Origin of the sequence: Rheinheimera tangshanensis, assembly GCF_014645135.1 — a bacterium.
Taxonomy (GTDB): domain Bacteria; phylum Pseudomonadota; class Gammaproteobacteria; order Enterobacterales; family Alteromonadaceae; genus Pararheinheimera; species Pararheinheimera tangshanensis.
This window is the reverse complement of record NZ_BMLH01000001.1, coordinates 228,604-242,113: the sequence shown is the minus strand read 5'-3', so window position 1 is coordinate 242,113 and position 13,510 is coordinate 228,604. Positions and strand designations below refer to the sequence as shown.

The 13,510-nt window shown below is 45.7% G+C and carries 12 protein-coding genes; 8 read left to right on the top strand and 4 right to left on the bottom strand.

Annotation, left to right across the window (positions count from 1 at the left end; all coding sequences use genetic code 11):
- The first annotated feature begins 13 nt into the window (after positions 1–13).
- From IEW88_RS01085 to IEW88_RS01055, 7 genes are all read left to right on the top strand, one after another.
- A complete protein-coding gene (locus IEW88_RS01085; RefSeq protein WP_147903070.1) occupies positions 14–502 on the top strand; it encodes a phosphatase domain-containing putative toxin in 489 nt (162 codons plus the stop codon).
- A 23-nt stretch (positions 503–525) separates the two neighbouring features.
- A complete protein-coding gene (locus IEW88_RS01080) occupies positions 526–1,530 on the top strand; it encodes an ArsJ-associated glyceraldehyde-3-phosphate dehydrogenase (protein WP_147903071.1) in 1,005 nt (334 codons plus the stop codon).
- A 13-nt stretch (positions 1,531–1,543) separates the two neighbouring features.
- A complete protein-coding gene (gene arsJ, locus IEW88_RS01075; RefSeq protein WP_147903072.1) occupies positions 1,544–2,758 on the top strand; it encodes an organoarsenical effux MFS transporter ArsJ in 1,215 nt (404 codons plus the stop codon).
- A 110-nt stretch (positions 2,759–2,868) separates the two neighbouring features.
- On the top strand, positions 2,869–4,650 hold the full coding sequence (locus IEW88_RS01070) for a DUF885 domain-containing protein (RefSeq protein WP_147903073.1): 1,782 nt from the start codon (positions 2,869–2,871) through the stop codon (positions 4,648–4,650).
- Positions 4,651–4,848: 198 nt separating this feature from the next.
- Complete coding sequence (locus IEW88_RS01065; RefSeq protein ID WP_147903074.1) at positions 4,849–5,271, top strand: hypothetical protein; 423 nt, start codon at positions 4,849–4,851, stop codon at positions 5,269–5,271.
- 16 nt (positions 5,272–5,287) lie between these two features.
- Positions 5,288–5,662 carry a VOC family protein gene (locus IEW88_RS01060; protein ID WP_147903075.1) on the top strand — a complete coding sequence of 125 codons (375 nt, stop codon included), beginning with the start codon at positions 5,288–5,290 and terminating at the stop codon, positions 5,660–5,662.
- 264 nt (positions 5,663–5,926) lie between these two features.
- On the top strand, positions 5,927–6,286 hold the full coding sequence (locus IEW88_RS01055) for a VOC family protein (protein WP_147903076.1): 360 nt from the start codon (positions 5,927–5,929) through the stop codon (positions 6,284–6,286).
- A gap of 12 nt (positions 6,287–6,298) precedes the next feature.
- Here the strand turns inward: IEW88_RS01055 and IEW88_RS01050 are convergent, their stop codons facing one another.
- The gene (locus tag IEW88_RS01050) at positions 6,299–7,789 is read right to left on the bottom strand and encodes a CehA/McbA family metallohydrolase domain-containing protein (RefSeq protein WP_147903077.1); all 1,491 of its coding nucleotides are present in this window, start codon (positions 7,787–7,789) and stop codon (positions 6,299–6,301) included.
- Between the two features lie 67 nt (positions 7,790–7,856).
- Positions 7,857–10,559, bottom strand: coding sequence for a TonB-dependent receptor (locus IEW88_RS01045; RefSeq protein WP_147903078.1), 2,703 nt, complete (start codon positions 10,557–10,559; stop codon positions 7,857–7,859).
- A gap of 112 nt (positions 10,560–10,671) precedes the next feature.
- Here IEW88_RS01045 and IEW88_RS01040 point away from each other — a divergent pair, with 112 nt between their 5' ends.
- Complete coding sequence (locus IEW88_RS01040) at positions 10,672–10,983, top strand: hypothetical protein (RefSeq protein WP_147903079.1); 312 nt, start codon at positions 10,672–10,674, stop codon at positions 10,981–10,983.
- Positions 10,984–11,169: 186 nt separating this feature from the next.
- Here the strand turns inward: IEW88_RS01040 and bamJ are convergent, their stop codons facing one another.
- Positions 11,170–11,640: a BamJ family beta-barrel-assembly machinery protein gene (gene bamJ / locus IEW88_RS01035; RefSeq protein WP_147903080.1), complete on the bottom strand. Its 471-nt coding sequence runs from the start codon at positions 11,638–11,640 to the stop codon at positions 11,170–11,172.
- Positions 11,641–11,793: 153 nt separating this feature from the next.
- The gene (locus IEW88_RS01030) at positions 11,794–12,969 is read right to left on the bottom strand and encodes a hypothetical protein (protein WP_147903081.1); all 1,176 of its coding nucleotides are present in this window, start codon (positions 12,967–12,969) and stop codon (positions 11,794–11,796) included.
- Positions 12,970–13,510 lie beyond the last annotated feature (541 nt).

Below are 13,510 nucleotides of genomic sequence, written 5' to 3'. Positions count from 1 at the left end.
TAAGGAAAAATTGATGTCACACCCATTTGACGAATTAGTACTGGAAGGCTCAGCAGCACTTCTGTTCACCCCTTGTCCTGGCACTAAAACTGAAGCATTAAAAGACGCTTTGCTGACGTTAAAGCAAGCAGGTGCCTCGGCCATTCTGACCTTAATGCCTCGCGAGGAAATGGAACTCAACCAGGTTACTGACTTGCCAGCCTTGTGCGAAGAGCTTGGATTAGCCTGGTTTCATTGCCCTATTGAAGACGACCATGCCCCACGTGCTGACTTTGCCACAGCCTGGCAGCAGCAAGGCCCGCAAATTCATCAGCTGTTAAAAGAGGGCAAAAAAGTCGCCATTCACTGCAAAGGGGGCTCAGGCCGCACTGGTTTAGTAGCAGCACAAATTCTGCTTGAACGTGGCATCGATAAAGAACGGGTGAAACAACGTATTCAGGCTTTGCGGCCTAATGCACTGACTTTAGCTCCACATCAGGCTTATTTTCAAAGCCTGTCATAACTGATTAGCAAAGAGATACTGTGATGAAAAAAATTAAAGTGGGTATCAACGGCTTTGGCCGTATAGGTCGTTTGGCGTTACGCGCCTCTTTTAACTGGCCTGAATTTGAATTTGTGCAGATCAACGACCCTGCCGGTGACGCTGCAACCTTTGCTCATTTACTGAATTTCGACTCAGTGCACGGTCGCTGGAATCATCAGGCTGAAGCGCAGGGCAATTCCGTCATCATTCAGGGTCATTCTATTGCTGTGACGCACAATAAAGCCATTAACGACACCGACTGGTCAGGCTGCCATCTGGTGATTGAATGCTCTGGCAAAATGAAAAGCTCAGCACAGCTACAGGCTTATTTAGATCAAGGCGTAAAACGTGTGGTGGTCAGCGCGCCTGTGAAAGAAGCTGGCGTATTAAACGTAGTGATGGGTGTCAATCACCAGTTATTTGATGCGGCAACACACAAAATAGTCACAGCAGCCAGCTGCACTACCAACTGTCTGGCGCCTGTGGTCAAAGTCATTCATGAAAAGTTGGGCATTAAACATGGCTCTATCACCACTATCCACGATTTAACCAATACTCAGTCTATTCTGGATACACCGCACAAAGACTTACGCCGTGCCCGCGCTTGTGGCAGCAGTTTAATTCCAACCACTACAGGGTCGGCTACTGCTATTACCGAAATATTTCCTGAGCTAAAAGGCCGGTTAAATGGCCATGCCGTAAGAGTACCACTGGCTAATGCGTCTTTAACTGACTGCGTATTTGAAGTAGAACGCGCTACCACAGCGGAAGAAGTCAATGCCTTGTTAAAAGCGGCATCAGAGCAGGAACTCAAAGATATTCTGGGTTATGAAGAGCGGCCACTGGTCTCGGTCGATTATAAAACCGACCCGCGCTCCAGCATTATTGACGCCCTGTCGACTATGGTGGTCAATGGCACTCAAGTGAAAATTTACGCCTGGTACGATAACGAATGGGGCTACGCCAATCGTACAGTAGAGTTAGCCAAAATGGTCGGGTCTATATAAAAGGACGAGTAAAATGAATGCAGCAATCAAACAGTATCTGGTAGTTACTGGCAACTACTGGGCTTTTACCCTGACCGACGGCGCTCTGCGGATGTTGGTGCTGCTGCATTTTTATAAACTCGGTTATAGCCCTTTGGAAATAGCGTCGTTATTTGTGTTTTACGAGCTATTTGGCGTGCTGACTAACCTGTTTGGTGGCTGGCTGGGCGCTCGTATTGGCCTGAATAAAACCATGAATATTGGGCTATTTTTACAAATAGCAGCGCTTGCGATGTTATTGGTTCCTGCGGAGTTATTAATAGTTCCCTGGGTGATGGCGGCTCAGGCTTTGTCTGGTGTTGCCAAAGACTTAAATAAAATGAGCGCCAAAAGCTCGATTAAATTGTTGGTGCCGCAAGACTCCCAAAGTAAGCTGTATCAGTGGGTTGCAGTGCTGACAGGCTCGAAAAACGCGCTGAAAGGGGTTGGTTTTTTTATAGGTGGTTTTTTACTGACACACATCGGCTTTCAGGGTGCTGTGGCTGTGATGGCTGGCGCTTTAGCGCTAGTGTGGTTATTAAGTTTGGTGTTGCTGAAAAAAGACTTAGGCAAAAGTAGTTACAAACCCAAGTTTAAAGACATGCTGTCGAAAAGTGGTCCTATTAATTTGTTGTCGGCGGCGCGGTTATTTTTATTTGGTGCGCGTGATTTATGGTTTGTCATCGCCCTGCCGCTGTTTTTAGCCCAGCAACTGGCCTGGAGCCAGCAGGCCATAGGCACTTTTTTAGCCTTATGGATTATTGGTTATGGTCTGGTGCAAAGTGTAGCTCCATTCATTACCGGTAAAAAAGCAGGCAAAGTACCGGGGCGTTGGGCTGCTGTGGGCTGGGCTTTTGCGCTTTGTCTGATACCAGCGCTATTGGCTAAACTCTTGCCTCTGCCCTTCCCGACCGAAACTTTGTTAGTGTCAGTGCTCTTAGTCTTCGGCGCTGTGTTTGCGGTCAATTCGTCTTTACACAGCTATTTAATTGTCAGCTATGCCAAAGCAGATGGCGTCTCGCTGGATGTTGGTTTTTATTATATGGCCAACGCTATGGGCCGCCTCATTGGCACGCTGTTGTCAGGGTATTTATATCAAACTCAAGGCTTAGAGGCATGCCTGTATTGGTCCAGCGCTTTTATTCTGGTGACAGTGCTGTTGTCTTGTTTTTTGCCCAAGGCAAAAAGCTATTTGCGAACTAATACATAACGAATGCGGTGTAGCGTTTAAATGACGGGTTAGAAGTTGTCACCAGAGAAAGGGCTCATGCTAAGGTAAAGCTATAAAAATAAGCCGATCCATCTGTCTGGAGAACCCCTGTGTTTAGGTCCCGCAAATTTCTGTCTTTTGTTTATCATAGCCTACTTAGCCTGACGCTTTTGTGGCTGGCGCCTGCCGCCTTAGCCGCCACTGCAACAGAACAACTACAACAGGTCATAGATGACCATTGGCACTTCAGCCTGCAGGAAGACCCTGTTACCGCAGGCCGGATGGGACTGGCTGGTTACAATAACAAACTGCCTGGTGTGACAGCCAAAGACAGAGAGCGTCGTCTGAAGGCTGAACAAAAATTGCTGCAGCGCCTGCAAGCAATAGACACAACTCAACTGACAGACGCGGACAGGGTAAACCACCAACTGCTGGGCTGGGTGCTACGCAACTCCATTCAGTCCAATACGCTGTTCCTCGACCGTATTCCGGCTAATACTTTCTACAGTTTCTGGAGCGCAGCTTTGGATGCCAGTAGCGGCCTGGCTATGCCCAAAGTTACGGATTATCAGGATTATATTGCCCGTATCCATGACTTTGGCCGCTACTTTGATGAAAACATCGCCAATATGCGCACTGGAATTAAAGACGGTTTTGTTTTACCAAAAATTGTTGTGCAGGGCATAGCACCGACAGTGCGCGCTCAGGTTTATAAAGACCCGACACAAAGCAGCTTGTATGAACCTTTTACTAAATTCCCGGCCTCATTTTCACCAGCTGAACAACTGCAATTACAGCAGGCCGCCAAACAAGCTATTGCACAAACAGCTTTACCTGCTTTTGCCCGTTTAGCTGACTTTCTTGAAGGCGATTATATGAAAGCCGCTACAGACAGTCTGGCAGCAGAGCTACTGCCGCAAGGCAAAGCCTATTACCGTCATACCATCAATACCTATGTGACGCAGGATATGGATCCGGTCGAGATCCATAGCATTGGCCTTGCCGAAGTAAAACGGATCCGCGCTGAAATGGACTCGCTGATTAAAGAGACCGGCTTCAAAGGCAGTTTCAGCGACTTCACGAAATTTTTACGTACAGATCCGCAGTTTTACGCCAAAACCCCAACAGAATTATTAAAAGAAGCCTCTTACATCGCCAAGCGTATTGATTACCGCTTGCCGGAGTTTTTCGGCAAATTACCCCGCCTGCCATACGGTATAGTGCCTGTGCCAGATGAAATAGCACCGAACTATACGACTGCCTCTTACAACCCTGCCGCCATAGGTGGCATCCGCGGTGGTGCTTATTGGCTGAATACCCATGCTCTGGACCAACGCCCACTCTATGAACTGGTAGCTTTAACATTACACGAAGCTGTGCCGGGCCATCATTTACAAAATGCCCTGTCGCAAGAGCTGGAAAATGTGCCGCAGTTTCGCCGTAATCTGTATTTAAGTGCTTATGGCGAGGGCTGGGGTTTGTATGCCGAACGTCTTGGTGTGGAAATGGGTGTGTATGAAAATGCCTATCAGCAATTTGGCCGTCTAAGTTACGAGATGTGGCGCGCTTGTCGTTTGGTGATTGATACAGGTATCCATTCAAAGGGCTGGAGCCGTCAACAGGCGCTGGATTTCCTGTCCAGCAATACTTCGTTGTCACCAGCTAATGTAAGAGCCGAAGTGGACCGTTATATATCCTGGCCTGGTCAGGCGCTGTCATACAAAATGGGCGAAATTAAAATCCGCCAGTTGCGAGCTAAAGCCGAGCAACAACTGGGTGACAAATTTGACCTGCGCGCTTTTCATGATGCCCTGTTAGCCAATGGCGCTTTGCCACTGGAAATTCTGGAAGCAGAAATGGACCGTTTTATTGCTGGGGCTGCGGCTAAGTAGATTCTAAAGCGAGTCCCTTCAGCCGGATCCTGAAGGGACTCTCAGACACAAGATTCCGTCTTTACTGCAACATCTGCTGAATCATCGGGCTAATCGCCGACGACATTTTCAGACTGGTGCCACATATGGTGATGTTATTGCTCAGTCGCAATAACTCATCTAACTTAAAAGCTAACGATGTCTTTGTGGAATATCAGCATGTTGAACTTACTGCGAAATCTACTGGCTATTCTGTTAGGGATCCTGCTTGGAGCGACAGTTAATATGGCGCTGATTCACATCAGTCCTGCGCTTATTCCTCCGCCTGCGGGCGTCGACGTAACAAACACCGAAAGCCTGAGTTTGGGCATCGACTTATTTGAACCCAAACATTTTGTGATGCCCTTTCTGGCGCATGCTCTTGGTACTTTGGCCGGAGCTATGATCGCTTACCTGATAGCGGCTAAGCATAAACATCGTTTTGCTTATCTGATTGGCGTGTTTTTCCTTTGTGGCGGCGTAGCTGCGAGTTTTATGATCCCAGCTCCAGGCTGGTTTATTGCGTTAGATCTGGTGATAGCTTATCTGCCTATGGCATGGTTCGCTATCTTAGCAGGGCAACGTATTCAACCACATCACTGAGATGGTGAAATCATTTATGGACCATAAAATAATTGGATTAGGCCAACTGGCCATAGTGGTAAAAGATGTGCAGCTTTCGTTGCCATTTTATACTCAGGTACTGGGACTAGACTTTCTATTTTCTCTGACACCACAACTGGCTTTTGTACAATCTGGTGCCACCCGGTTAATGCTCAGCACGCCGCAAGGTACAGGTGAAGTTGGCAAAAATTCCATTCCTTATTTTCAAACAACCAACATAGAACAGTTTTATATCAAGGCTCTGGCTCTCGGTGCTGTAGCGGAGCGAGCTCCACAGCTTGCAGCACAGATGCCGGATCATCAACTATGGATAGCTTTTCTGAGAGACCCGGACGGTAACTTAATAGGTCTGATGGAAGAAAAAAGCTGAAAAACAGCAATAACCTGGTCCTAAGCATCTGCTGTCGCCATACTGTTGTGTTATTGCCGTCACCCAGAGCTGTTATTTCAGTTATTCTGGTCTTTCTATACAGTCTGAAGGGACGACGAACATGGCAGTTAATCTAGAACTGCTGAATACACCCAGAACTGAGACGCAATGTTCACAGGAACAACAGGCAGCAGTTTGTAGCCTGAACCTGCAAAATTAGCTTTGCACCACTCAAAGTCATAGCAATTCTAAGGAAACAGCACTATGCACCAACACGGAAAACTAAATTATGTCGAATTCCCCGCCAAAGATTTATCCGCCACCAAAGCATTTTTCAGCGCGGCTTTTGACTGGAGTTTTGTTGACTATGGCCCGGATTATGTGGCCTTTTCCGACCAAGGTTTAGACGGTGGCTTTTTCCGATCTGAACAATGCTCCACCAGCACAACAGGCGGAGCTTTATTGGTGTTTTACAGTGCAGATATCAGATCTACTTTAGCCAAAGTACAACAGCATGGCGGCATTGTGATTAAGCCTATTTTTGACTTCCCGGGCGGCTGCCGTTTTCACTTTACCGAACCCAGCGGTAACGAGTTTGCAGTTTGGTCAGAGTCTCAAGACTGAGCCAGATTGAGCTTAGTCTTGAACCAGTTTAATAAACACCGGGTTGCTGTAAAACCATAAATCGGACCAAGGGTTTTCGCCTTTGGCATCAGGCTCTGGTTCCAGCTCGTTTTTATTGTTGGTGCCGCGAAGGCGCAAATACTGGCTGCTGCTGACTTTACCCAGTGGCAGCTCAAACTGGCTGTAACCGTGTTCGATAGTCCAGTCGGCTGAGTAAAAACGTTTGGCTACCTTGGTCTTCAGCGCTTCGTCGCTATTTCGCTCTAAAGCTGGGCCTGTGATAAGCCCCTGAATCACGTCCACCCGCTGCACCTCTGGGTTAAAACCACCGCCGTTATTGCTAGTGGGGTCACGAAAACGCACCCGCAGCATCAGCTCATCGTCAGGTTTTATTGTCAAAGTCTGGCCTGCAGCCGCGGTTTTATCCGAACCTTTTACCGCCACTTCGACAAACAAGGCATCTATTAAATCACCGGTCGTGACAAAAACCTGACCGGCTTTGAGGGCAGCAAAAATACTGTCGTAGTTTTTATCGGCATACACATAAGTTTTAGCGTATTGACCCGGCCAGAAGTCGGCCCAGCCATCTGTATAATGACCATGACTGTCGGACACTCCTGTCACCCACCAATTGCGGCCTTCACTTAATAAACTATCCCACACACCACCTAAACGGGCTGTCATCTGGTCGTAGCCACCCATAGTCGGATAATAAGGGTATTCGCCGCGGATGGCGTTTGGGTCCTGACTGCCATCCGGATTTAAAGTTGCCGCCTGATGGCCTTCAGCGCCTGTCATCCCAATCACTACATCGGGTGCAGTATCCTGCCAGTCACGTAACTGCGCTGGAGTCACTTTATTGTATTGCCGAAAACCAGTGGCTAAGCGCGCCGGATGATTAACCAAAAGCAAAGGTTTATCCGGTAATTCATTCATGGCTTTGAGTGCTTGCAGCATAAAGCCATCTTCGGACTTTTCCGGCCCAGGAGGTACACCCTGACGGCCGTTGTAGCGGCTTTCTATCTGGTATAACTGCTCTGCTTCGGTTGGCCTGTGCGGCATAATAAAACTGGCATGGCGACCACCAGGGCTATTGCCCGGCACATCAAACTCCATACCGTAAAATTGTAGAATTTGCGGTAAAGCTTTACGTGAAGCCACCAGCTCAGGGTAAGCCTGCTCTAACGCCAGTTTGGCACGGTTTGGCCCACCGTGATCGGTTATCACCATCCAGCTTAAGCCATAATGCGAGGCCATCTGGGCATTTAGCGGAATAGAGTATTTAGCATCTCCACCTAAAATAGGTGCTGGCGGAAACACTGAATTATCCCATTTCACGCTGTAATGGGTGTGCACATGGTGATCACCTGCCAGCCAGCTTTTGCCTTGTTCTGGCTTTTGTTCTGGTTGCGGATCCACTAGCACTTGCTGACATGACGCCATTAAAAAAGTTACTACAGCAGCCAGACCAATCTGCTTTTTATTCACGACCAAAGTTTTCACTTACTACACCTTAAGACTTATGAAACAGCCCTGATCCGACAGAATCAGGGCTGTCTTCAGGCTATGATTAGAACTGTACTGTCACCCCAGCCATATAAGTCCGGCCACTAAAGGTGGTGTTATAGGCTCTGTCGCTGGAGTCACTATATAACTCGTCACGCACATTGGTCAGGTTTATCGCTTCCAGGTTCAGTTTTACACTGTCACTTAAGCGATAAAATGCAGAGAAATCAACGTTGGTCGTGGCATGGTAACCACGTTCGTCATCGTCAATCGAGCCACTTTCCACACCCGTAATATAATCACTGCGGTAAGCTGCAGCAACACGGGCACCCCATTGTTCTGCTTCGTAATACAGCGTGAAGTTATAACTTTGTTTGGATAAACCAGGAAAGGCTTTGATTTGATCTTCACCTGAGTTTTCGACGTTACGATACAAGGTCTTACCATCCGCCCAGGTGTAGTTAGCAATCACACCTAAGTTATTAAAAGGCTCTGGCAGGAAATCCAAATCCCGTTGCATCGCCAGTTCAAAACCTTTGATGGTGGACGAATCAGAGTTTTGTGGTGATGACACATTAAAAATGTCCTCTACCGTTTTACCTTTTGGTAATAACTCAGCCGGTAAACCCAGTTCGCTGTAGACAATCTGCTGAGTTTCAGTGACGATAAAGTTATCAATGTCTTTGTAAAACAAGGCTGCAGACAACAAACCTACATCTTCAAAATACCACTCCAGCGCCGTATCAAAGTTATCCGATTCAAAAGGTTGCAGATGTGGGTTACCTACTGAAATCTGGCCTATATCATTTTCGCCCAGGGAGGTTTGGCTAACGTTGGCCGAAAACGCCATAGCACCTAACGAAGGACGGGTCATGTTTTTGCTCAGGCCTGTACGCCAGATCACATCTTCAGCAAACTCGTAGGCAATATTCAGGCTTGGCAGATAGTCTGAATAATCGCGCACCATCTCCGTCGGAATGCCTTTCGACAAACCTTTTGAGCTCAGCTCTGTGGTGAAGTAACGCACGCCGATATTGGCGCGCAGCGGCATACCTGCCACATCATATTCGGTATCGTAGACCAGATAAGCAGCCTGAGTTTCTTCGGCTAAATCATAAGCCGAACTTTCCACTGTGTAGGCATCTGTTAAAGTGAAATCGGTCAGACCATAAAAGGCCTGCAAAGCTGCCATATCACCTTGTAACCAGCTTTTATCCGGATGACCGTTAAACAGTTGCACCTGTTCGGCCGTCAGGGTTTTTACGCCCTGATTTTGCGGTGTGGCTTTATTGGTTGGGAAATCCTGAGCCACCCGCTCAAAACCTGTGTTCGTAAATTTCTTATAGTTCACACCAAATTTCAGGCTGGAGCTGTCGGTTAAACCATAGTCAAAATCCAGCTTGGCATTATCAAAGTCGGAGTAGATAAAGTTCGACTGAAAGTACAAATCTTTGACCGTGTAACCAGTCAGAGTAGTGACATCAAAGCTAGGTGAATAGCTGTGACCGTAGAAGGCATCCTGAGTGAAATCAGTAATAATATTCACTTTTTTACTGGCTTCGATATTCAGTTTATTCACACGAGGTTGCTCGTAATCAGAAGAACTGTGGCCAAGCATAGCGCTCATTTTTAAGTCGTCGGTCAGAGTCCAATCTGCCGTCAAGCTCGCCTGATTTAATACCGACTCGTTGCGATCCTGACGGTTTTCATTACGCCATGTCGCATTTTTATAATCGGCATAAATCACTTCTTTATTGCCGTTATTGTCACGCCAGACCAGGCTGTTAACCACAGAGTTATCTTTCACCGCCATATGATGCTCAGACAACTGATTTTCCAGTTTGCCGTGCATCAAATCCAGCACCAGACTGAAGTCTGAACTTGGTTTGTACTGTAAAGCCGCAGTAATACCTAAACGGTTTTGATCGTTTTCCCAAACCGAATAACGGTGACCACGCGGAAACCATAATTCACCTGAATCCAACTCAGCTTGTAAGGCAGTATTAGTGGCATCGGCCGCTTTTTTGCCACCTTCACGACGCCAGCGTGTGGTGTTGGTGCCGAATTCATTGGTTGCTCTGTCGCTGTAAGCCACAGACACCAGAGCGCCAAAATCAGACCAGGTATTAGACAATAAAGCCGCGATACGAGGATCTGTACTGTCGGTATTGCTGTTGGTACCAACCTGAGCGGAAACTGCCGCCTGAGCGCCATCGTAATCAAAAGGTTTAGCGGTACGTAAATTGACAGTACCAGCTATGCCACCTTCTTCCTGATCAGCAGAAAAAGATTTTTTCACATCAATTTGGTTAAACAGCTCAGAGGCAAAAATATTAAAGTCAAAAGCCCTGGTACGGGACACACCACCACGCGCATCCATAGGCGAAGACGAAGTACCTAAAGCCTCCATACCGTTGACCTGCACACGGGTAAAATCAGGGCCTAAACCACGCAAAGAAATCTGCCGGCCTTCGCCACCTTCACGGGTAATAGTGACACCAGGCACACGTTGCAGTGAGTCGGCCAGGTTCAGATCAGGGAAATCGGCAATATCTTCCGCCACTATCGAATCCTGAGCGATCATGGCTTCACGCTTCAGATCTTTGGCTTTGATAATAGAGCTACGAAAGCCTTTCACTTCAATCACTTCTGTTTCTGCCGCAGCAGCGTCCGTAGCAGATTGAGCCAAAGCCATAGTGCTGTAAAAAGCCGGCAGTGCAGCCAGCACGGCCAAAGCCAGATGACTCTTGCGAAGATTCGTCTTCATAATTAATCCATTATTCCTGGTTAGTTAAGCTGATTAAGTAAATCTGCCAGGCGCAAATGCGCAGCAGTCCCCCTAAAGAGCAACGAGCAGTGATTTATGGACAGAGAATTTTATGAAGGTTTTTTTACAGGCGCAGCAGGACTGTAACAAAGCTTACATAGAGAACTTGATGGTCATAAAAATTAACCAAAGCAAAGCTGCGCTATACAGCAGAGATAGGATTGAATTTAGTGCTAACAAACTGAGCCAAACTGGGCCGCTAAACTGGTTTTCGTCTCTTGTTTTTTTTAGCCACAGCCGAACTGAAGAGGGAATTAACAATAAAGCAGAAACTAACAGCATCAGAAAAACTAGCATGACACCAAAACCCGAAGAGGGTGAGCTGGATTCATTTGCATCGTACCTGTCGGCAAAGGACAGGTAATAACACACCGCTATGATGGCAATACAAAAACCTGCAACCTGAGCTTTTTTCATTTAATAGCCTTTTATCATGCGAAGTCAGTTGGGTTCAGATCGGCGTGACCACTAATGCCGTCGCAAAACACACAGTACTTTGCGTTTTGCGGCAGCCAAGATCATAACTCTCAACCACAACAGCAGCCTGGTTTTATTGGATCTCAAACAATTCCACATCAAAAATCAGGGTGGAACCGGCTGGGATTTTGCCTGCGCTGCGGTTGCCGTAAGCCAGATTAGAAGGGATATAAAAACGGAATTTATCACCCACTTTCATCAGCTGTACGCCTTCAGTCCAACCAGGAATAACGCGGTTTAGTGGGAAAGAAATAGTTTCGCCGCGCTCGACTGAAGAGTCGAACACTGTGCCGTCAATCAAAGTGCCGTGGTAATGCACCCGCACTGTGCTGCTGGCTGTTGGGTGAGTTTCGCCGCTGCCACTTTGTAAAACTTCATACTGCAGGCCTGAAGCTGTGATTTTTACGCCGTCTTTTTTAGAGTTTTCAGCTAAAAACGCACTGCCTTTTTCCAGATTCAGCGCTGCGGCTTTTTGGTTATTGGCGTTGTTGTAGAAGTAAAAAGCTATGCAAGCAATAACTAGGATGATTAAAGCAATTTTCATGGTGGGTCCATTTTATTAAATTAAATAACAGCGACATTATGATTAACACTATTTTTAATGACAGCGAAAATAATTAGTTCAACGTAAGCGCCTATGACAGCGAACCAACGAAACTTACCAACTATCGATCATTATAACCCTGACTAAATAATATTATTTTATTAACTTTATCTCCTGAATAAGATCCATAGTCCCCTGCCGAGCCAATATGTGCTCACTGATAAGTGAAATATATTTTTCATACTTTTCATCTCTATAATAAATATCGGCAAGCATGCCAAATAATGATGACTGATCGCTATAAGACAACTCATTACTATTAAGTGCTTCTTCAGCATATCCAGCAGCCTTACCTAAATCGCCTTTTTCATCCCGAATAATTAGCATCATAACTAAGAATTTTTTTAAAAATGCAGCATCATAGGGGTTTAGTTGAGAATTATCTTTAATATAATCCAATAACATATCAATCCCCGCGGATATATTTCCTTCTTCTCTGGCATAAAATGCCTTAGCCATTACTCGTGACGTACCGCTCAATGTTTCCCTTTTATCTAAAACATTTATTTTTAGCAACTTACTGTTATGATTTGCGTATACGTCTTTCAGGGCAGCCGCCACTCCATGTGCTTGTTCAGATTTGTACACACCATTACTTAATGCAGTATAACCACCACTTAAACAGATCTTAGTTCTTTCAGGCCTCATGCAGCGTAGATTTTCATACTTTGCCAGCGCCTTAAATCGTAACTCGCTGTTGTGTATGGAATATGCCTCCAGGCAACTCGCCAAGTATTTTATTGCAAGATAAGCCTTAGGATTATTTTCAAGACGTGACACGTGCGAGTCGATTCGCTGTTCACAAAGATGATGACTACTGTCATAAAAATCCTTTACCTCTTGGAAATTAGTGGATAAAAGTTCTATGAAGGTGTCACGTTCATTTTTGTAACGCACAAGCTCGGTTACATTATAGCTTTCTATCTCTCGTTCGTATTTTATAAATGTTTCATCTGATACATAACCGAGAGTACCGTCGTATTCTAAAATAGCTAATAAAGTGATGCCTTGCATATCACCTTCAGCCTCCAATTCTTTGAACAGAGGTAATGCAAGCTTTCGGTTCTTTAAATAAAAGTTTGAATAATATAAAACTGCCAAATCAAGTTTTTTACTTTCATTCCCAGCTAATATTTCCGCTTTGAAATGATCTTCACCGATTTTAAAACGCTGCTCATAACCTGGAAAATTTAAAAAAACCTTAGGACTTGTGCTCTGACAAGCGGTGATCATCAGGATAACAACTAGTATAAAAAATGCTGACTTCATATTCTTTCCATTTATATAGCTTAAAAAGCTTTCAGAGATGAGAAAGCTAGCTCCTTTGTCTATGATACATTAATACCCCAATTTTTACGGCACGCTTGGAAACCAGCTTTAAAGCATCAATCAGCCCGCTCACTCGATGCTAAAAATTGACTAAATCAGGATAAATTTCACCAATGAAGTTGAGTTTCAAATTGAGCAAAAAGTCCAAAGTCAGATGTTCTTCAGTCGTAAAGACTGGGCATAATCGGCATATTAACTTACATGCATGTTTTGAGTGTTGTCATTGTTGATTTTTAAATTAAATTAGTTTTCCTTCTTCGGCAACAAATACCTGCAGCCAACATCAACTGAGAAACTAGTCTGATGGTACTAAAAATAAATCGGCGCAGGAAAGTTAAGGCTGGATGTACCCAGTAGCTACAAACTTGAAAATATTTATCAGAAAAGCACAGAGCCTGATATCCCTATTATCTTTGTTTTTCTCTGTTTCTAACCGCCGCTCTTGAGCCCACTGCTGGCTTTGCCTACAATGACGCACGTT